Source organism: Microbacterium sp., from assembly GCF_031988965.1.
In the GTDB taxonomy this organism is placed as follows: Bacteria; Actinomycetota; Actinomycetes; order Actinomycetales; family Microbacteriaceae; genus Microbacterium.
The window spans coordinates 34,026-55,011 of record NZ_DALZXX010000008.1 but is presented as its reverse complement, the minus strand read 5'-3'; the positions used below and the strand labels follow the sequence as shown (position 1 = coordinate 55,011).

20 protein-coding genes, 1 tRNA gene and 1 pseudogene are annotated in these 20,986 nt (G+C 66.6%); 17 read left to right on the top strand and 5 right to left on the bottom strand.

Annotated features, from left to right (window positions below):
- Positions 1-187 (top strand): annotated as a pseudogene (locus tag RTM68_RS04190) (thiol reductant ABC exporter subunit CydC); the annotation flags it as partial.
- Positions 188-197: 10 nt separating this feature from the next.
- On the opposite strand, the gene RTM68_RS04185 reads toward RTM68_RS04190, so the two are convergent.
- The gene (locus tag RTM68_RS04185) at positions 198-974 is read right to left on the bottom strand and encodes a hypothetical protein (protein ID WP_312168569.1); all 777 of its coding nucleotides are present in this window, start codon (positions 972-974) and stop codon (positions 198-200) included.
- A 178-nt stretch (positions 975-1,152) separates the two neighbouring features.
- Here RTM68_RS04185 and RTM68_RS04180 point away from each other — a divergent pair.
- Positions 1,153-1,243, top strand: a tRNA-Ser gene (locus RTM68_RS04180).
- Between the two features lie 314 nt (positions 1,244-1,557).
- Here RTM68_RS04180 and hpaD read toward each other — a convergent pair.
- The 3 genes from hpaD to RTM68_RS04165 are packed head-to-tail and all read right to left on the bottom strand — an operon-like array spanning position 1,558 to position 4,927.
- Entirely contained in the window at positions 1,558-2,553 is a 996-nt protein-coding gene (gene hpaD, locus RTM68_RS04175) for a 3,4-dihydroxyphenylacetate 2,3-dioxygenase (protein WP_312168566.1), read from the bottom strand.
- A 36-nt stretch (positions 2,554-2,589) separates the two neighbouring features.
- A complete protein-coding gene (locus RTM68_RS04170) occupies positions 2,590-3,876 on the bottom strand; it encodes a DUF3500 domain-containing protein (protein WP_312168564.1) in 1,287 nt (428 codons plus the stop codon).
- Between the two features lies 1 nt (position 3,877).
- On the bottom strand, positions 3,878-4,927 hold the full coding sequence (locus RTM68_RS04165; RefSeq protein WP_312168562.1) for an amidohydrolase family protein: 1,050 nt from the start codon (positions 4,925-4,927) through the stop codon (positions 3,878-3,880).
- Between the two features lie 209 nt (positions 4,928-5,136).
- On the opposite strand from RTM68_RS04165, the gene RTM68_RS04160 reads away from it, so the two are divergent.
- The 9 genes from RTM68_RS04160 to RTM68_RS04120 all read left to right on the top strand — a co-directional run bounded on the left by RTM68_RS04160 (position 5,137) and on the right by RTM68_RS04120 (position 14,498).
- Complete coding sequence (locus RTM68_RS04160) at positions 5,137-6,663, top strand: ABC transporter substrate-binding protein (protein WP_312168560.1); 1,527 nt, start codon at positions 5,137-5,139, stop codon at positions 6,661-6,663.
- A gap of 63 nt (positions 6,664-6,726) precedes the next feature.
- A complete protein-coding gene (locus RTM68_RS04155) occupies positions 6,727-7,671 on the top strand; it encodes an ABC transporter permease (protein ID WP_312168558.1) in 945 nt (314 codons plus the stop codon).
- Entirely contained in the window at positions 7,668-9,578 is a 1,911-nt protein-coding gene (locus tag RTM68_RS04150) for a dipeptide/oligopeptide/nickel ABC transporter permease/ATP-binding protein (RefSeq protein ID WP_312168556.1), read from the top strand. Before RTM68_RS04155 ends, RTM68_RS04150 begins: the two co-directional genes overlap by 4 nt.
- Complete coding sequence (locus RTM68_RS04145; RefSeq protein ID WP_312168553.1) at positions 9,575-10,429, top strand: ATP-binding cassette domain-containing protein; 855 nt, start codon at positions 9,575-9,577, stop codon at positions 10,427-10,429. Before RTM68_RS04150 ends, RTM68_RS04145 begins: the two co-directional genes overlap by 4 nt.
- A 96-nt stretch (positions 10,430-10,525) precedes the next feature.
- A complete protein-coding gene (locus RTM68_RS04140) occupies positions 10,526-11,407 on the top strand; it encodes a LysR family transcriptional regulator (protein WP_312168550.1) in 882 nt (293 codons plus the stop codon).
- A gap of 127 nt (positions 11,408-11,534) precedes the next feature.
- Positions 11,535-12,818 carry an FAD-dependent monooxygenase gene (locus RTM68_RS04135; RefSeq protein ID WP_312168546.1) on the top strand — a complete coding sequence of 428 codons (1,284 nt, stop codon included), beginning with the start codon at positions 11,535-11,537 and terminating at the stop codon, positions 12,816-12,818.
- The gene (locus tag RTM68_RS04130) at positions 12,815-13,264 is read left to right on the top strand and encodes a nuclear transport factor 2 family protein (RefSeq protein WP_312168544.1); all 450 of its coding nucleotides are present in this window, start codon (positions 12,815-12,817) and stop codon (positions 13,262-13,264) included. Before RTM68_RS04135 ends, RTM68_RS04130 begins: the two co-directional genes overlap by 4 nt.
- Positions 13,261-14,103, top strand: coding sequence for a fumarylacetoacetate hydrolase family protein (locus RTM68_RS04125; protein ID WP_312168542.1), 843 nt, complete (start codon positions 13,261-13,263; stop codon positions 14,101-14,103). Before RTM68_RS04130 ends, RTM68_RS04125 begins: the two co-directional genes overlap by 4 nt.
- 14 nt (positions 14,104-14,117) lie before the next feature.
- Positions 14,118-14,498 (top strand): RidA family protein, encoded by a 381-nt coding sequence (locus RTM68_RS04120; RefSeq protein WP_312168539.1) that lies wholly within the window; start codon positions 14,118-14,120, stop codon positions 14,496-14,498.
- Positions 14,499-14,510: 12 nt separating this feature from the next.
- On the opposite strand, the gene RTM68_RS04115 is transcribed toward RTM68_RS04120, so the two are convergent.
- The gene (locus tag RTM68_RS04115) at positions 14,511-14,852 is read right to left on the bottom strand and encodes an FCD domain-containing protein (RefSeq protein ID WP_312168537.1); all 342 of its coding nucleotides are present in this window, start codon (positions 14,850-14,852) and stop codon (positions 14,511-14,513) included.
- On the opposite strand from RTM68_RS04115, the gene RTM68_RS04110 reads away from it, so the two are divergent.
- The 6 genes from RTM68_RS04110 to RTM68_RS04085 all read left to right on the top strand — a co-directional run bounded on the left by RTM68_RS04110 (position 14,809) and on the right by RTM68_RS04085 (position 20,965).
- A complete protein-coding gene (locus RTM68_RS04110) occupies positions 14,809-15,192 on the top strand; it encodes an extracellular solute-binding protein (protein WP_312168534.1) in 384 nt (127 codons plus the stop codon). The genes RTM68_RS04115 and RTM68_RS04110 overlap by 44 nt on opposite strands.
- A gap of 95 nt (positions 15,193-15,287) precedes the next feature.
- A complete protein-coding gene (locus RTM68_RS04105; RefSeq protein WP_312168532.1) occupies positions 15,288-15,920 on the top strand; it encodes a GntR family transcriptional regulator in 633 nt (210 codons plus the stop codon).
- Between the two features lie 58 nt (positions 15,921-15,978).
- Complete coding sequence (locus RTM68_RS04100) at positions 15,979-17,121, top strand: MFS transporter (RefSeq protein ID WP_312168531.1); 1,143 nt, start codon at positions 15,979-15,981, stop codon at positions 17,119-17,121.
- Positions 17,122-17,436: 315 nt separating this feature from the next.
- A complete protein-coding gene (locus RTM68_RS04095) occupies positions 17,437-18,171 on the top strand; it encodes a response regulator transcription factor (RefSeq protein ID WP_312168528.1) in 735 nt (244 codons plus the stop codon).
- On the top strand, positions 18,168-19,658 hold the full coding sequence (locus tag RTM68_RS04090) for a HAMP domain-containing sensor histidine kinase (RefSeq protein WP_312168526.1): 1,491 nt from the start codon (positions 18,168-18,170) through the stop codon (positions 19,656-19,658). Before RTM68_RS04095 ends, RTM68_RS04090 begins: the two co-directional genes overlap by 4 nt.
- Positions 19,659-19,714: 56 nt before the next feature.
- Positions 19,715-20,965: a DUF3500 domain-containing protein gene (locus RTM68_RS04085; protein ID WP_312168524.1), complete on the top strand. Its 1,251-nt coding sequence runs from the start codon at positions 19,715-19,717 to the stop codon at positions 20,963-20,965.
- Positions 20,966-20,986 lie beyond the last annotated feature (21 nt).

The window sequence follows — 20,986 nt, the reverse complement described above, 5'->3', positions numbered from 1 at the left end:
CTTCCCGGTGCTCGTGCTCGATGAGCCGACGGCGGGCGTCGACCCCGAGGCATCCGATGCTCTGCTGAGCGATCTGCTGCAGGCGGCGGGGGAGCAGTCGGTGCTGCTCATCTCGCACGTCGCCCCGCCGGCGGGGACCGTCGACCGGGTCGTGCGGCTCGAGGCCGGGCGGACGGTCTCGGAGTAGACGGGCGACGTCAGACGCTGAGGTCGGCGCGGGGCTCCATGACGATGCCCTGGGCCTCGAACACCCGGCGGCGCTCTTCGATGCGGCGGTGCAGTTCGACCTGTGCGTCATCGACCAGCTGAGGATCGAGATCGACCGTCGCGGGGTGCGGGTCGCCGTGATTGGCCGCGATGTAAGCGTCGAGCTCGGGGCCTGAGGTCCACGACGTGATCAGCGCGTAGCGCGGGGCTACGCCCCGGTGCCAGACCGCATGCCAGAAGCGCTGGGTGTCGACGATGATGCGCGACCCCTCGCGCAGCGGCAGGCGGATCTCGGTCGCCGGGTCGAACCGGTCCGAGCGCAGGAGCAGCAGCGAGTCGGAGTCGTCGGACAGGTTGTAGTACCCGCGCACGACCCAACCGGTGCCGTCGTCGTTGAGGCGGTTGTTGTCGTCCTGGTGCAGGTTGTAGACGGCATCCGCGTACTCGTTCGGCTGCAGTTCGATCACGCGGCAACGACCGACGCCGACACCCGGTTCGAGGGCCCGGCGCTGCAGAGTCGGAGCGATCGCGACCTGCGAGTCGACCCACACGCCGTCCTTGTCGGTGCGGGGCGGGGTGTGGTTCCAGAAGCCGTTGCACTCGATCTGACCGGCATAGCTCGCGAGGGGAGCGAAGCGCGTGACGCCGGACGAGCGCCAGCCGATGTACTCGAGATCGAGCCACTCGGCGGGGTCGGATGCCTGATCGTGATCGTCGAGGACGACGTATCCGGTCTCGGCCAGCGCCTCCGATGTGATGAAGCCCATTGCGTCCCCTCCGTGCCTCGACTCCGCGGCTCATCCGCGTAGGATGCCTTAGGCCATCCTAACCAGGACGCTTCGTCGCGCCCCGATCGGCCACCGGAGAAAAGTGTGCTCGCCCGCGGGAAGATGCGCGCGTCTGCTCGATTCGCGCCGCGGGCCTCGGTGTCGTAAGCTAGTCCGCGGTGACGTGTCCGAGCGGCCGAAGGTGCAACTCTCGAAAAGTTGTGTAGGGTAACCCCCTACCGTGGGTTCAAATCCCACCGTCACCGCCATGGAAACCCCCGAGAAATCGGGGGTTTTTCCGTATCCGGGGTGGGGTGTGGTGCATTCGCGGTGCAGATTCCGGCGGGCTGGTAATTGCACTCTCTGCGTGCGTTCTCAACGCGATAGTGCGCTCTGAGTTCAGATCCCCCGTCACCGCCAGCAGCAGGGCCGTGACTCCATTGGAACACTGCGGGCCCCCGATGGGGAGCGGTCACCGCAGTAACGCGGCGGTAACGCGAGTTTGGCTGCGCTCGAGGTCCTGTCTTCGCAATACGCCCTCTCGATCCTGGTCGCAGCGGGAAAGTAGACTCTGCCCATCGTCTCAGTGCAGGCTCAGGTACTCCTCGAGCGTCTCCGGATTCGCGGTGAGCAACGGCGGGTGCACAGCCTCTCCGGGGAACTCGCTGGCCTCGAAGAACCAGCGCCTCGATGCGGGCATGCCCCACAGCTGTGCGCGCTGCGGGTTGCTGACGTCCCAGCGGATCGGTGGCGTCTCGAGGTCGATGAACTGGTAGTGCGTGGTGAAGAGCTCGATGCGGTGCTGGTCGGGATCGCGCACGTAGAGGAAGAGCGCGTTACTCAGGCCATGTCGACCCGGCCCACGGTCGATCTCGCGGCCCAGACCGACCGCACCGCAGACGTCGGCCGCATGCAGCAGCGCCGAGGCATCCGGCACCGTGTAGGCGAAGTGGTGCAGGCGGGGGCCACGACCGTTCGTGAACACGAGGTCGTGGGTGTTGCCCTTGACCTCGAGCCACGTGCCCCAGAGCTCGTCCGTTCCGTCGGCTGCCGTGTACTCGGCCATCCTCATGCCGAGGCCGGCCCAGAAGTCGGTCGCGGCCTGCACATCGTGGGTCACCACCTGGAAGTGATCCAGACGTTGCGGGGATGCCGCGCGGAACTCGTCGAACTTCTGCATCTTGCGCTCCACCACGTCCATCGAGCTGGTGAGCTCGATGTGCGTGCCGACGCCGTCACGGAACCGCAGCGTTGGCCCCTGGTGGGGCACCTCGACGCGTTCGTGCTCTACCCCGGCGGCCGCGAAGTGCCGCTCGGCGGCGGCGATGTCGTCGTCGGTGCGCACCCGCAATCCGACGTGCAGCGCTTCGGGCTGCTCGGCCCGGACGAGCACCAGACTGTGGTGCGCCGCCTCTTCGAGGCCGCGTAGGTAGATCGCATCGTCGGCCTCTTCAGTGACGACGAGGCCGATCACGTCGCGATAGAAGTCGCGGCTGACTTCGAGGTCGGTCACTGCGAGCGACACGTGGCTCGCCCTGGTGAGGACGAACGGCGGAGTGTCGTTGGTGGTGGGGAGCATGGATCCTCCTTGATCGGATGCTGCAGGAGCCGAGCGTCAGCGCATCGCGGCGCGGAACGCGGTGCCGTAGTCGTTGCCGTTCGGCAGACGCAGCGTGGTGTGTACGTGGAATCGAGCCGGCAGGCGATTGCTGAGCCAGACGCCGGCATGATGATCGAGCTCGGCGAGCACCACCGGGCTCTGGATGCGGAAGTAGAAGGGCTGAGTGCCGTCGGTGGCGCCGTACCAACTGAACCGGGTGACGTCTCGGTGCGCGTCGATCTCCGCGAGCGTCAGGGCGAGTTGCTCTTCGGGGAGCAGCCGGTGGAAGTCTTCGACGATCGATCGCAGCAGGTTCCACTGGGCATCCGTCAGGTCGGATGCCTGGATGCCCTCGTATGGGACGATGCGGTTGTCGCGGAACGCGCCGGCGACGTGCCGTTCGTCGGCCGGATGAAGCCGACCCTCCGGCATGGCAGGGTCGAGCACCGAGGCGTATACGATCGCTGCGTCGCGCTGCTCCTGTGACAGCGATGCGGCGAGGTCGAGAGCATCCCGCTCGCGTGCATCGAACAGGGGACGGCGGTCGTCATCGCTGAGTGCCGGTTCGCCGCCCAGGAAGACCGGGGCGATGACCTGTCTCGCTCCCGCGAACACCGAGTGCACCGCGACGTGGTGGCCGAACAGCTGCCACCCCCACGGCCCTGCCCCCGGCTCGCCGTAGAGCGCGAACCAGTAGCTGCGGTCGTTCATGATCCGGGGCAGGTCGACCAGTTCGCCGAGGTATCCGTTGAGCCCCATCGTCTCCCGCACTCGGGCATAGCCCTCGACGCTGAGCGACGCCTCGACCACCGCGAGCGCGGCCTCGACGACCTCATCCTTCTGGTGGTCCAGGCGGAGCCCGGTGCGGAAGAAGACGAATTCGGGATTGCTCCAGCTACGCCACTCGGGTGCGTCGATCGGATACCGCACGGCCGCACGCTCCGCGGGGGAGAGGGAGGCCAGCAGAGCGGATGCCGACTCTGCCGCGGCGGAGCCCGCCGCCGGTCCGTCGTCCAGATGCCACACGTCCTGCACCGTGCCATCGCTGGTGACGCCGACGAAAGGCTCCTCGTACAGTCCCTTCCAGTGGTTCAGCAGCTCGCGCAGGAACGGCGCCTGATACCGGTCAGCGGTGAACTCCTCGTAGTCCATGCCTCGCACGTCGGCCAGAGTCGGGTCGTCGAGGGGGATCAGATACTCCCGGAACGACGAGGCGTCGAGCTCGACGGCCTCCTCCCGCCCGGCGACCCGGTCGCTCGAGAAGAAACCGTCGATGTCGTTCTGCTGGGCGTGCGAGGTCATGTCAGATGGGCAGATTGAACAGTCGCTTGGCGTTGCCCGAGAGCACGAGCTCGCGGTCGGCGTCGCTGATCTCGAGCTCGTTCTTGACGAACTCGACGCCCTGGCCCATCCAGCTGTAGAACACGGGAAACGACGAGCCGAACAGGTAGTGGTCGGCGCCGTTGATCTTCAGCGCCGCCTCGACCTGGTCCTTGCCCCACGAGTGGGGGTGGGTCATGTCGAAGAAGATGTTCTCGTCGAGGTACTGGGTGATCTTCGCGCCGCCGGTCGGGTCGAGGCGCTGCATGGCCTCGGGCTTGTTCGTGGCGTGCGGGGTGAGCAGGGCGGTGTTCGCGAACCAGTTGCCGCCCATCATGGTGTGGATGAAGCGCAGTCCGGGCATCCGGTCGAACATGCCGCTGAAGAGCTCGCGGCCGACGGCGATGCCCTGGTCGATGATGCGCCCGTACTCGCGCCGCAGGTTGGTGTAGTCGATGACCGACTTGTATTCGACGGGGAGCGGAGTGTGGTGGACGATGACGGGGATGTCGAGCTTCTCGATGACCTTGAGGTACGGCTCGAAGACCTCGTCATCGAGGTAGAGCTGACCGTAGTGGCAGGCGAGCTGCACACCGACGGCCCCGAGCTCCTTCACGCTGCGCTCGAGTTCGTAGATGTTCTCCCTGCCGCCCCACGGCGGCACGCACGCGGTAGCGAACAGGCGTCCGCCGGAGCGACTGACGATGTCGGCGGCGTTGTCGTTCACGGCCTTGCAGGTCTCGAGCCCGAGCCACTCCTGCCAGACGGGCACGCGCATGATGCCGTAGTCGACACCCGCCTCGTCCATCGCCGCGAGCTTGGCGTCGGCCGAGTAGTCGCCCTCGACGTAGTTGAGGTTCTGGAATCCGGCCGGCTTCTCGAGGATGAGCTGCTTCTTGCCGCTGTCCATCGTGATTACGCGTGCGATCTCGCCGAAGCCGCGCGGCGCCGAGTCGAGGAACCCACGCAGGATCTTCTCGTTCGTGAAGAGATCCTCGGGGAGGTGATGGATGTTGATGTCGACGACGGTCATTGTCGGCTCCTGCTTTCCTGCGCGGTCTCGGACTCTCCGCGTCACTTCTCACGATAGGCAGAAGCGGGCGTCGGGAGATCCCCCCGATCGTGCACAGTTATGTTGCACGCGCTGGCATATACCGGCGGATGCCCCCGTGGTTATGGTGAACGGGTTCCGGGTCGCCGACTCCCGATCGGCCGGACCCGCATTCATCTGAGGAGGCAAAGGTGCCACGCAAGAGTGCAGTACTGAAGACGGCCGCGGTGTTCGCGGTCGCCGGCCTGATGTTGGCCGGTTGTTCGGCAGAGGCGCCGGACGACTCCGACAGTTCGACCGGAACGACCGCGGATGCCACGCTCCGTGTCAACTTCGGCCAGTTCCCCGAGAGCTGGGCGCCGGGTCAGGAGCTCGAGGGCGGTGTGCTCCGGATCCCTTACGAGACACTGCTGGCTCCGGGTGACGACGGGATCCCGACGGGGTTTCTCGCCACCGACTACGAGCTCACCGATGATGCCCTCACCCTGACGCTGCGAGAGGGAGTGACGTTCCACGACGGGACCCCGTTCGACGCTGAGGCCGTCAAGGCGAACGTCGAGTACGTGAAGTCGGGAGCGACCGCCTATGCGGGCTCGTTCCAGACGGTCGACTCGGTCGACGTCGTCGACGAGTACACGGTGCGACTCAACCTCTCCAGCCCCAACCCCTCGCTGCCGACCACCCTGACCACCCGCGCCCTGCCGATCGCGAGCCCCACGGCGATCGCCGACGGCTCGATCGCTCAGACCCCGGTCGGCACATCGCCGTGGGCTTACGACGACGCGAAGTCGATCGTCGGCACCAAGATGTTCTTCGCGGCGTTCGACGAGTACTGGGGAGACAAGCCCGGTTTCGCGAACGTCGAGCTCTACGCGATCGACGAAGCGGAATCGTCCGCGGCCGCTCTCCTCGCCGGCGATCTCGACCTCACCGATACCGAGGTCACCTCGCTGCCGCGCTTCGACGGCTCGGACGTCGATTCGCTGCAGTATCCGGCGATCCGCAACAACCTCTTCTTCTTCGATCGTGGCCCCGGAGGCGTCTTCGAAGACGTCGCTCTGCGCCAGGCCGTCTGCTACGCAATCGATATCGACCAGATGATCAAGGTCGAGGGGGAGGGCGAGGCCGCGACTCAGCACTTCGCCGAAGGCGAGATCGGCTACAACCCCGCCATCGAGGGGTACCCCACCGACCTCGAGAGGGCGCAGGAGCTGTATGCCGAGGCCGGAAGCCCCTCGGTCGCCGTCGAGATGGCCGCCGCTCCCTACAACAACACGCAGATCGAGGTCTACATGACTCAAGCGGCCGAGATCGGCGACTTCCGTGTCACCGTGACCACTCTGCCGCCGCCCCAGTACAACGGCGAGTGGAACAGCGGCAAGTACCCGCTCGGGCTCTCCAGCAACGACGAGCTGACCGCGTTCGAGTGGTACAGCGCGTGGTTCGCGGCTGATGCGCCCGGCAACCCGTCAGGGATCGAGAGTGACGAGCTCAAGGCAGCGGCGGATGCTGCGATCGCGGCGGGCGGATCCGAAGAGGCGGCCGATCTCTGGGCCCAGGTGACGAAGATCATCGCCGACGAGGCGCTGACCTGCGCCCATCTGCGGGGAGTCGAGACGCTCGCCTGGAACACCACCACGGTGTCGGGGGTCGATGCCCCGGCCGAGCCGTGGGAGCCGAAGTCGGTCAACTACCGCGATCTGACCCCGGCCTCCTGAGGCAGAGACGCACGTGACGATGTCGATCCACCCGCCCGGACGAGCTGAGAGGGGAACCCGCTGATGGTCAAGCTCATCCTCTCCCGGCTCGTCCTGGCGGTGCCCCAGCTGATCCTGCTGTCGCTGTTCGTGTTCCTGCTGACGTACCTGGTACCCGGCAGCCCTGCGGCCGCGGTGCTCGGCGCCTCGGCGACACCCGAGAGCATCGCGCGGCTCGAGGCTCAGCTGGGGCTGGATCGGCCCTTCTTCGAGCGACTCGGCGAATACTACGCCGGCCTCTTCCAGGGCGACTTCGGCAACTCGTTCAGCTCCGGGCGCCCTGTGGCCGAGCTGTTCGCCGAGCGGATCCCTGCGACGATGTCGCTCATGATCGGCGGACTCATCGTGGCCGTCGTGCTCGGCCTCGTGCTCGGCCTCGTGGGCGGCACGAAGCCGGGTTCGATCCGTGACCGCATCGCCACCGCGGTCACGAGCGTCACGATGTCGGTGCCGGAGTTCTGGATCGGCATCGTGCTCATGCTCGTCTTCGCCGTACAGCTCCGACTCGTACCGGTGATCGCCTATGTGCCGATCGGCGCCGACCCCGCCGCCTGGGCACGAGGACTCATCCTCCCCTCGATCGCGCTGGGCATCGCAGGCGCGGCACTGATCGCCAGGCAGACCAGGACGGCGATGGCCGAGACCCTGTCGGCACGCTATGTGAACACTCTCGTCGCCGCCGGCGTCTCCCGCCCGAGGATGATCTTCCACTACGGCTTCAAGAACGCCCTCGTGCCCATCCTCGCCTCCACCGGCATCACGGTGAGCATCATGCTCGGCGCCAGTTTCGCGATCGAGAAGGTCTTCGCGTTCCCCGGCATCGGCTCGCTCATCATCCGCAGCGTCACAGCCAAGGACTTCGCGGTCATCCAGGGCGGAGTGCTCCTGGTCGCCACGATGGTGATCATCGTCAACCTGATCCTCGACATCAGCTACGGGCTGATCGACCCGAAATCGCGGCCCCAATGATCGACACCTTCACCACCACAGTCCAGGCTGCGCCCCGCGAGCAGAAGCACGCCACGAATCTCGGTCGGGTGCTCTCCCGTCTGCGTCGGCAACCGGGCACGATCGTCGCGGCCGCCTTCATCGTGCTGCTCGTCGTCGTGGCTCTCACCGCCCCCTGGATCGCGCCCTACGACCCGAACCAGGCGCACTTCGACAACGTGCTGCAGGCACCCGACGCGCAGTTCCTGCTCGGCACCGACGACCTCGGCCAAGACCAGCTCAGCCGCCTCATCTACGGCGCCCGCATCGTTCTGCTCGTGGCACTCGGAGCCGTACTGATCGCGATCGTCATCGGGGTGCCGCTCGGCCTCGTCTTCGGGTTCAACGGCGGCTGGTGGGACAGGATCGGCATGCGCTTCGTCGACATGGCGCAGTCCCTGCCCGGGATGCTCATCGGCATCACCGTGATCACGATCCTCGGCCGCAACATGTTCGTCCTCATGCTGGCGATCGGTCTGATCTTCTCGATGGCGTTCGCCCGCATGACCAGAGCGACCGTGCTCACCGAGCGCCGCAAGCTCTACGTCGAGGCCGGGGAGGTCGTGGGGCTGCGGCGCGACCAGATCATCTTCGGACAGGTCCTCCCCAACCTCACCGGCGGCATCATCACGCAGGCCGCCGTGTTCCTGGGGTCGGCGATCATGATCGAGTCGGCGATGAGCTTCCTCGGCATCGGACTCGACAAGAGCACCCCCACATGGGGATCGATGCTGAGCCTCGCCGTCGAGAAGCAGAACGTCGCGCCGTTCCTCACCTGGCCGCCAGGGATCGCGATCATCGTGACCGTGCTCGCGTTCAGCGTGTTCGGCGACGGTCTGAATGATGCTCTGATCGGCGAGCGCCGTCGGCTTCCCCGGATCGGACTCCGCTCCCGTCAGATCGAGGAGAGGCCCGTCGTGCCGACGGACGCGGTACCGATGAAGTCCACGCGCTCCGCGGCGGCATCCGTCTCGCCCCGAGACGCCGCATCAGATGCGATCCTGCACACGAGCGGGGTGACTGTATCGCTCGCACGCCCCGACGGCGAGCAGGTCGAAATCGTCAAGCGAGTGGGTCTCGAGGTCGCCAGGGGTGAGATCGTCGGCCTGCTCGGCGAATCCGGCTCGGGCAAATCCACCTATGCCCGTGCCGTGCTCGGGATGCTCCCCGCCGGAACCTGGCTGTCCGGGGGCTCCATCCGCATCGCCGGCGCAGAGGTCGCCCATCGCCCGGAGCGCGAACTGCGCAGCTTCCGCGGCTCGGTGGTCGGCGCCGTCTTCCAAGACCCGGCGAGCGCCCTCTCTTCCGTTCACACCGTTGGCGCACAGCTCATCGAACCGCTGCGCATCCACAAAGGCATGAGCAGGGTGCAGGCTCGCGACCGCGCTGTCGAACTCCTCGAGCGCGTGGGAGTTCAGCGCGCCGCATCTCGCCTGGACGACTACCCGCACCAGTTCTCCGGGGGCATGGCGCAGCGTGTCGCGATCGCGATGGCGCTCGCCGCAGACCCGCAACTGCTCATCGCCGACGAGGCGACCAGCGCACTCGATGTGACCACGCAGAGTCAGGTGCTCGACCTGATCCTCGATCTGCGGGACGAGTACGGCATGGGAGTGCTCATGATCACGCACAGCCTCGGAGTCGTCGCCGAGACGTGCGACAGGGCTGCGGTGATGTATCGCGGACGAATCGTCGAGGACGCCCCCGTCGCCGAGCTGTTCGATGCCCCGAGGCACCGGTACACCCGGGCACTGCTCGAGGCGAATCCGATGGCATCGGGTGGCAGTGGGCGACTTTCGGTGATCGAGGGCTCGCTTCGGGCCGAGATCGATGCCGACATCGACGCATTGGATCGCCAGGATGCCCTCGCCAAGGAGGTCGTGAGATGAGCGCGCTGCTCGAGGTGCGCGATCTGTCCGTCGGATACGACGTTTCCCACGGGGGCTTCGGGCGCCGCTCGGTCGTGCCGGCGATCGAGGGGGTGAGTTTCGACATCCACCCCGGGGAGACGCTCGCATTCGTCGGGGAGTCGGGCTCCGGCAAGAGTACGACGGGTCGCGCAATCCTCCGGCTGGTGCCGACGCTCGCCGGCAGCATCCGGTTCGCCGGACAGGATCTCGCGGCGTGGGGTTCTCGCACACCGCTCTCGTATCGGCGAGACGTGCAGGCCGTGTTCCAGGATCCGAGTGCCTCTCTGAACCCGCGTCAGCTGGTGTCCCACGCGCTCGACATCGCGCTCGCCCGGCACGGCATGGGCGACCGCGTGGCGCGACGCAAGCGCATGTCCGAGGCGATCGAGATGGTCGGCCTCACCACGGCGCACCTCGACCGTTTTCCCGCAGAGCTCTCGGGCGGACAGCAGCAGCGTGCGGCGATCGCCCGAGCGCTCGTGCTCGAACCGCGTCTCGTGGTGTGCGACGAAGCGGTGAGCGCGCTCGACCTGTCGACCCAGGGGCAGATCATCAACCTGCTCGCAGATCTGCAGCAGCAGACCGGCGTCAGCTACCTCTTCATCGCGCACGATCTCGCGCTGGTGCGGCACATCGCCCACCGCGTCGGGGTGATGAACCGCGGCGAGCTGGTCGAGCTGGCCGACACCGAGCAGCTTTTCGACGACCCGCGCGATCCGTACACACGGCGCCTGCTCGAGGCGACGCCGTCGTCGCACCCGGACGGACGCGACGAACGCCGGGCACGACGCCAGGCCGACCGTGCAGCACTCGCGGGGAGTCCGTCGTGATCACCATCAGAGCGATCGATACACTCGTGACATCGCGCGGCGTCCCCGAGCCCGCGGAAGCCGCACGGGAGGACCGCCGTGGATCGTCTGGTCGTGATGAGGACATTCGCCGCAGTGGCGCGCGCCGCGACATTCAGTGGCGCGGCCGCCGACCTCGGGATATCGCCCTCGATGGTGTCGCGCCACGTCGCGGACCTCGAGGAGCAGGTCGGCGTGCGCCTGGTGAACCGCACACCTCGCTCGGTGTCCGTGACGGCCGCCGGGGTGAAGTATGCGGAGTTCGCGGAGCGGATCCTGCAGGAGATCGACGATACCGACGCGCAGATGTCCGACACCCAGGACTCCGCCGAGGGGCACCTCTCGATCATCAGCCCGAAATGGATCGGGCTGATGGACCTCGGAACCGCCGTCGGAGCCTTCGTCGAGGCGCACCCGAAGATGCGCGTGAGACTGGAACTGGGCGGGATCTCCGATCGGCTCTACGACTTCCTCGACCGCGGGTTCGACGTGGCCTTCCATGCGCGCGACCCACGGGACTCGCGAGTGCGGGTCAGACGCATCTCGGAACTGCCGTTCGTCCTCGCGGCATCGGCGGACTACCTCGACCGGCGCGGCACACCGCACGCGATCGCAGATCTCAACGACCACGATCTACTCAGCCACACGAGCGACCCCGCCTGGCGGTTGGGCGAGGGCGCGGATCTAGTGCACTTCAAGGTGCAGGATCCGATCGTCGCGACCAACGCCTACCTCACCCTGGAGCAGTTGATCGAGTCGGGGCGTGGCATCGGGATCATCCCGCGGCGCTCAGCCCGCCGAGCTCTCGAATCGGGCGCCGTCGTCGAGGTGCTGCCGGAGTTTCCGGTGCAGTCACGCTCGCTCTACGCTGTGCACGGCCCCGGCGGGCAGACACCCGAGCGCGTCAAGGTCTTCCTCGACTTCATGAGCGACTGGTTCCGTCGCACGCGCGTCGACTGACCGAACCATTGGCGCGCTCATCGCGCGCCACCACCCTGCACCCCGCGGCATCGCATCGTGCCGCGGCCCTTCGTCGTACCCTCGCCGCCGTGTTCGGCGAGCAGCAACCCCAGAGATAAGAGGAATCATGTCCGACATCGCGATCATCGGCGCCGGCCCGGGAGGGCTCGTGACCGCGCTTCGCCTGCACCAGCAGGGAATTCGCCCCACGATCTATGAGAGCGTGCCCGAGCTCAAGCCCCTCGGTGTCGGCGTCGACATCAAGACGGTGGGCACGAAGGAGCTCGACGAGCTCGGGCTGCTCGAGGAGTTCCGAGCGATCTCGGTCGACGCCGAGGACTCGATCTTCTACAACCACTTCGGTCAGGAGATCTACGCCGAGAAGTGCGGCGCGCACATGGGCTACCTCCACGAGCAGCGCTTCGTGCACCGCGGCATCCTGCAGATGCTCCTGTTCCGGACGGTGCTCGAGCGCCTCGGTGACGACGCTGTCGTTCTCGGCGCTCGGGTCACCGCATACGCCCAGGATGACGAAGGGGTCACGCTCGATGTCGCCCACCGCGAAGGCCGAACCGAGCAGGTGCGCCACACGGCCGTGATCGCGGCCGACGGGATCAAGTCCGCAGTGCGTCGTCAGATGCACCCGAACCTCGCCGAGCCCGAGTTCTCGGGGATCACCATGTGGCGAGGCACGACGCTGCGCGAACCGTTCCGCGGCGGCCACACGATCCTCCATCTCGGCGATCCGCGGATCTCGACGATGGTCGTCTACCCGATCGCGGAGAACTTCGAAGGCTCTGGGCTCGACCTCATCAACTGGGTGGTCGAGACGAACGGTGAGGCGACGATCGAGGACTGGAACCAGGTCGCCGATCCCGAGCAGATCATCCCCGCCTTCGACACGCTCGAACTGCCCTTCCTCGACGTGCAGCAGCTGATCCGCGACGCCCGTGAGGTGTATCTCTTCCCGCTGATCCGGCACTTCCCTCTCGACACCTGGGTCGACGGCCGCGTGGTGCTGCTCGGAGATGCAGCCCACGCGATGTATCCGCGAGGCGGAAACGGAATCACGCAGGCGATGCTCGACGCCCGGGTCCTCACCGAGAAGCTCGCCGCGCACGAAGACCCCCGCGAGGCGTTCACCGCCTATGACTCGGTGCGGCGGGAGCTCGTCAACCGCATCGCCGACAACATGCGCGGCGAAGGGTACGAGGTGATCCGGCGCATGGTCGCCGAGCGTACTGAAGGCAAGCCGTTCGACGACATCGAAGACGTGCTGCCGCTCGCCGAGGCCGACGGGATCTTCAGCCGGTATCACGCGCTCGTCGGGGCTCCACGGCCGGGATTCGAGGCGGGCGAGGCGACAGGGTTCCGCACGTGGCTGGCTGCGGGAGAAGAGGTCGTCTCATGAGTACGACCGAAGATGTCGACGTGACGGTGCGCGCGGAGATCCTCGCCGTCGAGGAGCGTCGGCAGCGTGCTCTGATCGACGGTGACCTCGAGACTCTGGATGCTCTCTTCGATGAGGATCTCGTGCACATCCACGCGCCCGGGCTGACGCACACCAAGGCGCAGCTGCTCGAGCATGTCGGGACCCGTCGCGCATACCTCGAGATGTCGCGAGGTGAGCTGTCGATCCGAATCGTCGGCGGTGTCGTCATCATGACGGGACCGATCACCAATCGGCTCCGGAACCCCGATGGCTCGGAACGCACACTGAGTGGCGTCGCGACACAGGTGCTCCGCCGCGGAGGCGACGGGGCCTGGCGGTTCGTGAGCTTTCAGATGACGCCGACCGGCGAGCAGGTGTGGGGCTCCCTGCCCAGCGAGACCGCTGCCGCGGAGGCAGAAGCATGAGGCTCGCGCGCTTCCGCACCGACGTCCTCGAGCCGAGACTGGGCCGTGTCGAGGGCGACGAGGTCGTCGACCTCACCCAGGAGTTCGGATCGTCCCTCAGGGCTCTGCTGCCCTCACTGGCAGAGCGAGGGGCAGAGCTCCGGGCAGCGCATGGCCCGCGGCATCCGCTCTCGAGTGTGACTCTGCTCGCGCCGGTCGACGATCCGCAGAAGTACCTCGGGATCGGCATGAACTACGCCAAGCACGCCGAGGAGGCGCGCCTCGCCGGCATCCCGACCCCCACCAGTCAGCTGTGGTTCAACAAGCAGGTCTCGTGCCTGAACGACCCCTACGGCGACGTCGTGAAGCCGACGGTGTCGGACGAATTGGACTACGAGATCGAGCTCGGGGTCGTGATCGGGGTGCCTGCGAAGGACGTCTCGATCGAGGATGCGCGATCGGTGATCGCCGGTTATCTCGTCGCGAACGACGTGTCCGTGCGCGATTGGCTGCAGAAGCTCTCGCCGACGTTCACCCTCGGCAAGTCTTTCGACACGCACGGGCCGATCGGGCCGTGGCTCACCACCGATGACGAGATCCACGACCCACTCGCCCTGCGGATGACGCTGACCGTGAACGGCGAAGTGAGGCAGGAAGCCGACACGAGCGACATGATCTACAACATCTACGAGCAGATCGCCTATCTCAGTTCGGTGATGACGCTGATGCCCGGCGACATCCTCGCCACCGGCACGCCGTCGGGCATCGGCGCTCCCACGGGGAACTTCCTCCGGGTCGGGGACGTCGTGCGTGCGGAGATCGAAGGCCTGGGCGCGATCGAGAACCGAGTCGTGGTGTGACGCGACGGAGAGCCGTGGACCTGCAGGGATTCACGCACGCGAATCCGGTTCCGGCTGCCAGTCGGATCGGCCCGTTTCTCGCCTCGGGCGCCCTCACAGGTCGGGATCCGGTCAGCGGCGAGATGCCACCGTCCCTCGACGAGCAGTGCGTCAACGCGTTCGTGCACGTGCGAGAGCTCATGGCGGCCGCAGGCTCGTCGCCCGACGACATTCTCAAAGTCACGGTCCACCTCGTCGACTACCGCGAGAGGGGCGCGCTCAACCGGGAATGGCTCGCGCTCTTTCCCAATGCCGGCTCCCGCCCGGCCCGTCAGGTGATGAAGGCGGATCTCGACGGAGGTGCCCTGATTCATGTGGACCTGATCGCCGTGCTGTCAGACCGACCGGGCCACTGAGAATCGGGCTTATCAGCGCAGATCGCGCAATATCGCAAGAACTCCTTCGAGGTGACGTCGCGTCGTCGACTCTGCGCGTGCCGGGTCGCGGGCCAGCACGGCATCGATGATGGCGAGGTGCTCGGGGCCGGAGACCTTCGCCCTGCCGGGGGTGAAACCGAGTCGGAACTGATGGCGGGCCGACTGTGCATGAAGGCGCTCGAGGATCTCTGTCGCGGTCCGATGGCCACTGATCCGCTGCACCGTGGCATCGAGCTCGCGATTGAGTGAGCTGTATTGCAAGAGGTCGCCCGACTCGAGGGCATCGCAGATGGCCCGGGGCGAGATCGCGATCGGCGCGGTACCGATCGGCACAGCGTATGCGGCAATCCTCGAAGGCGCCCCCATCACCATCGCCATGCCGGAGGAAGGCGCCGCCGCATACCCGTTCTATCTCGGGCAGACCGCCTCGACTGAGCGGTCCAGCGCGGCGACAGTGTTCGTGAACTGGTTGCTGTCGACCGACGGGCAGACGCTGGCGGCGTCAATCGGCGACTACCCCGTGAACTCGAACGCCCCGACCCCGACCATCGGCGACATCGAGCTCCCCGACGCGGACTCTGGCTTCCTCTACCGTGCGACGCTCGAGGAGTCGCTCGAGAACCTGCAGCCTGATGCCGCGACCTGGATGCAGATCTTCGATTACACCGGCTGAGCGGACGGGAGAAGCGACGCCTCGTCTCGGGGCGTCGCTTCTCCCGTCTCCGACAAACCAGCGGGTGCCCCGTCGGTAGGGGAAGGGAGTAGGCGATGGATGTGACGAGCGAGATCCGCGAGTTCATTCTGGCAGGAGATTTCGCGCCGAATCAGCGACTTGTCGAAGCCGACGTCGCCGAGCAGCTCGGCGCATCGCGCGCGGCGATCCGGGAGGCACTGGGTGTGCTGACGGGCGAGGGGCTCATCGAGCGGGTGCAGAATCGCGGGGCACGGGTGCGAGCGTTCACACTCTCCGAGGCGATCGAGATCGCAGAGGTGCGTCGCGCGCTGGAGTCGCTCTGCGCCGGCAAGGCCGCGGAGCGGGTGACGGATGACGAGATCATCGGGCTGAAGGGCTTGGGGACGTCGATGCAGGATGGTGTGGCCGCGGGCGACGTCCTCACCTACTCGGCCAAGAACCGCGAGTTGCATGCACTCGTCCGGATGATCAGCGCGCAGACCGTCGCTCAGTCACTCATCGAACGCCTGCGCGCACAGAGCGTTCGCGAGCAATTCCGGCTGGCGATGAAACCAGGTCGGCCAGCGGTATCGGTCCACGAGCATCAACGCATCATCGACGCCCTGTGCGCTCGCGACCCGGCGGCGGCGGAAGCGGCGATGTCCGAGCACCTCGACAGCGTGATCGAAGCGATGCGCGACGTCGGCACCGAGCGTCGACGGCCGTGACGCGGGAGTGATCGGCGCGCGCTCCACGGGACGTCCGCGTGGTCTGGTTCTGCTCCTCATGCACGCTGTCTGCGTGCAACTGGTTAGCTATGGACTCCGCCCGGCTATCTCATACGAGATCCTGGAGCTCGGCCTGGACGGTTCGTGGCTCGGCATCGCGGCCACCACGTTCGCGCTCCCCCCGCTCATCCTCGCCCTCCCGTCGGGGCGCATCGTCGACCGACTCGGTGAGCGCGGCATGCTCGTCGCGGGCGGCGCCGTGCTCTTCGCCGCAGCGGTCGTGGCGTTGTGTTTCGCGGAATCGGCTGGGGGGCTCATCGTCGCTACAGCTCTGCTCGGCCTCGGAGTGCTGTTCTCCGTGGTCGGGGAGCAGAGCTGGGTGATGCGCGCGGCGCCCTCCGGTCGCCTGGATTCCGCATTCGGCCTGTACACCTTCGCCACGTCCGCGGGCCAGATGCTCGGCCCGTTCCTGCTTCTCCTGCCGTCTTCGTCGGCTTCCCCAGCCCTGAGTCTCGTGGCTACAGCCACCAGCGCGCTGTCGTTGCTCGCAGTGGGGCTCGCTTTCGGCATTCGCTCCGCGACTATCGATGGGGGAGTGGATGCTGACCGCGTCGAAGGCGCAGGCATCGTCGCGTTGCTTCGCCGGCCCGGTGTGCCTTCGGCTCTGATCACCAGCAGCGTCGTGCTGACATCGCTCGACATCGTGATCGCGTACCTGCCGTTGCTTGCCTCGGAGCGCGACTTCGGTGCCGCGTGGGTGAGCTCGTTCCTTGTGGCCAGGGGAGCAGCCACGATGCTGTCGCGCCTCTGTCTCGGGGTGCTCACTCGTGGTGTGGGGCGCCGCGCCGTCCTGATCGCCGGCGGTGCGATGGCCGGAGCGGCCTTGGCCGTGCTCGCGCTCGATGTCCCTCCTCTCTTGCTCGTCGTGGGTGGAGCCCTTTACGGCTTGGCCGCGGGGACCGTTCAGCCGCTCACGATGTCGTGGATGACGCTCGTGACCACTCCAGGCCAAAGGGGCATGGCAGCCTCCTTGCGGCTGGTCGGCAATCGAGTGGGTCAGACGGTGATCCCGCTCGCTGTTGCAGGGATATCCACCGGCGCAGGCGCAGCTGGCGTCTTCGTGGTGATGGGAGCCGCGCTCCTCGTCTCCGCAGTGCTTTCGCGATCAGCGCCGAACGACCCCAAAGGTGAGTCCGGATGAACCGCGCGAACAACCCCACCCCGAGGTGGTGACGCCGTCGACATACGCGTCCTCTTCACATCCACAGGATGCTCTTAGCAACGGTGAAGGGAACGCCCCCATGCTGATTGTTCGATACCCACCGGCGGCCCCTCGGAGCGCGGTGTTCCAGCTCCGCGTCGCGGGAGATGACGGGGAGGCCACTCCAACCTTCACCGGTGTGGACGCGTAGCACGAGCCGGGATGGGCGCTCACCCGAAGAGCGCTCATCCCTCACCGCCCACCAACATCACCGCGGCACTAGAAGCTTGCTCTTGAAACCGGAAAGCTAGACATATGACGACCCCCGCCTCTCGGCCCGCGCCCCTCACTCGCCCTGACGGGTCCCGCATCCGTGCGCTGGTGGTGGATGATGAAGCGAATCTCAGTGAGCTGTTGCGTATGGCGATGGGGAACGAGGGGTGGGATGCTCGCGCCGCCACCAACGGGCAGGAGGCTCTGAACGTCATTCGCGAGTTCGCCCCAGACCTCCTCGTGCTCGACATCATGATGCCGGGGATGGATGGCATGGAAGTGCTCAAGCGGGTGCGCGCGACGGGGAACGACGTGCCGGTTCTCTTTCTCACGGCGAAGGATGCCGTCGAAGACCGTATCGCGGGCATCTCTGCCGGCGGCGACGATTACGTCACCAAGCCGTTCAATCTTGAAGAAGTCATCGCGCGCCTGCGCGGTATGGCACGTCGCCACGTGGCCGCGCCCACAGACGCTGACTCCCGGCTTCGAGTCGCGGACTTGACGCTCGATGAAGAGACGTACGAGGTGGAGCGCGCAGGCACGATGGTGAAACTCACCGCCAAGGAGTTCGAGTTGCTGAGGTATCTGATGCTGAATCCCCGTCGCGTTCTCAGCAAGGCTCAGATTCTCGACCAGGTGTGGAGCTACGATTTCGGCGGCAACGCGAGCGTCGTGGAGATCTACATCTCCTACCTTCGGAAGAAGATCGACACTCTCGGTGCCCCGCTCATCCACACCGTGCGCGGCGTCGGGTACACCATCAAGTCGCCGGCATGACCCGCCGGTGGACTCTGCGGCGCAAGCTCGTCGTCGGAATCAGCGCACTCGTCGCGGCGGGTTTCCTCATCACAAGCCTCACTACGATCGTCGCGCTGCGATCCTTCGTGTTCGAACGCCTTGACGTGCAGGTCACGGAAGCACTTGACCTCGCCATCGGACTCGACGGCCAACGATGGGACCTGCCGGGTGATCCTGACGGCCCGGACCTGCCTGATGACGCCGATGGTCCAGCACCCCGGGTGGGATCGCTGCAGGCTGTCCTGGACGAAGACGGTTCGGCGATCAGCTCTAGCTACACCCGCGCCGATGGCACCGAGATCACCCTGGACGGTCAGCAGATCGCGGCGCTCTCGGATGCCCTCGACAAGGGAAACGCGCCGCAGTCCGTCGACCTGGGATCCGAGCTCGGAGCGTTCCGGATCGCAGCGTCGTCCCTTGACGGTGAGACCATCGTCGCCGGGATCCCTCTGGACGATGCCACCGCCACCACCACCGCCCTCACGGTGATCCTGTTCAGCGTCGCCGGATGCACCCTGCTCGTCGCAGTTGTAGGACTCTCCATGCTCGTTCGCCGCAACCTGCGACCGCTTGACCGGGTTGCCGCAGTCGCGCAACGCGTCTCTGCTCGGCGACTCGCCGAGGGCGCCGTCGCCATCCCCGAGCGCGTCGACCCGTCAGACACCGACCCGCACACCGAAGTCGGGCGCGTCGGGACCTCGCTCAACGACCTCCTCGGCCACATCGAAGCAGCCCTCACCGCACGGCAGCACAGCGAAGAGCAGCTCAGGCGATTCATCGCCGATGCCAGTCACGAATTGCGAACCCCGCTTGCAAGCATCCGCGGCTATGCGCAGCTCTCGTTGAGTGAGGACGCAGCGATGACTCCGACGCAGGAGCGGTCGTTCGACAGGATCCAGTCCGAGGCGGAGCGGATGGGCTCTCTCGTCGACGATCTCCTTCTCCTCGCACGCCTCGACGCCGGTCAGACGCTTAGGAAAGAGGACGTGGAACTGACCCTCGTCGCTGTGGATGCCGTCAGCGATGCCCACGCCGCGGATTCCACGCACGAATGGCGCCTCGACGTCTCCGAGGAACTCATCTCGGTTCCCGGCGATGGCAACCGCATCCGGCAAGTCCTCGCGAACCTCCTCCGCAACGCGCTCACACACACACCCGCCGGCACGGTCGTCACGACCTCGCTCACCCAGAACGACGCTGATGCCATCCTCACAGTCGAAGACGACGGCCCCGGCATCGCCGCGGATGTGCGGGACCGCCTCTTCGACCGCTTCGCGCGGGGGGATCATGCCCGCAACCGCGACGCCGGCAGCACGGGTCTCGGCCTGTCGATCGCCCACGCGATCATCATCGCGCACGGTGGATCCATCGCTGTCGACAGCATCCCAGGCCGGACCGTGTTCACCGTGCGACTGCCACTGCACGCGCCCCAGCTGCTCAGCGACCAGACGGATGACGTCTCATAGGAACATGCAAGGTTCGCCTCAGGGGGCGCTTGGGGTCACTCTCCACAATCGTGGGTATGCACAAGAACCCCATCACCTTCCTCCGCCGCAAGGCGAACACTGCCACTCCCCAGCGCCGGGCGAACCCGGTCGTCAAGTTCGGCGCAGGCATCGCCCTCATGTCGATCGCCCTCACCGGCTGCGCGACCGGCGTCGCGACCTCCACGGAAACGACCACCAGCACCTCCACGGCGCAAGAAACGACGTCGACGACGAGCAGCACCTCGGCGGCCACGACCGCGGAAACGATCACCGACACCACCGCAGCCATCGACGCCTTCCTCGCCACCCTCTCCGAGGAGCAGCGGGAAGCCGTGCTCTACGCCTACGACGACGAGACCAAGACCACCTCTTGGTCCAACTTTCCTGTCACCTTCGTCGAGCGTGCCGGCCTGAACCTCACCGACCTCACCGACGAGCAGAAGACCGCCGCACTGGCCGTACTCGAAGCGCTCCTGAGCGACGAGGCTTACGCCACCGTCGTCGGCATCATGAACGGCGACCAGTACCTCCTCGACAACAGCACCACCACAGAGTCACTCGGCCAGTACTACATCGCCTTCTTCGGCGACCCGTCCGACACCAGCGCCTACGAAGTGCAATTCGGCGGACACCACCTCGGCATCAACGCCACCATCGACGGCTCCACCGACGCGATCACCTTCGCCCCCACCCACCTCGGCGTGCAGCCCGCGGTCTACACCGACGAGAACGGCAACGAAGTCCAGCCCTTCGACGGCATCTACACCGACGCGTTCGCGTTCTTCGACAGCCTCACCGAAGAACAGCAGGCCACCCTCACCTCCGGCGACGTCAGCATGTGCGCACCCGGCGACACCTGCGACTTCGAGACCGGAGCGGGCCTCACGGGAGCCGACCTCACCGACGAGCAGAAAGAGCTCCTGCTCGATCTGATGGCGAACTGGGTGGGCATGGCCGACGAGGAGACCACCGCAGCAGCCCTCGCAGAGATCGAAGCAACGCTCGACACCACCGTGATCGCCTGGTCCGGTGAGGCGACATACGACATGAGCACGGGAGATGGCATCAACTTCTCCATCTCCGGCCCGAACGTGTACATCGCCTTCCAGGCCCAGCAGGGATCCGCTGGAGCCGACGTCGACGGCGTCACCACCTCCGGCTGGGGGCACGTCCACACCATCTACCGGGACCCTACCGACGACTACGCCAACAGCGTCACTCAGCAAGCGGCGACCGGCGGAATGGGGAGTGGGCCGGGTGACGGCGGAACCCCTCCCGCAAGATAGTACGACCCTGCCGCGACCCGG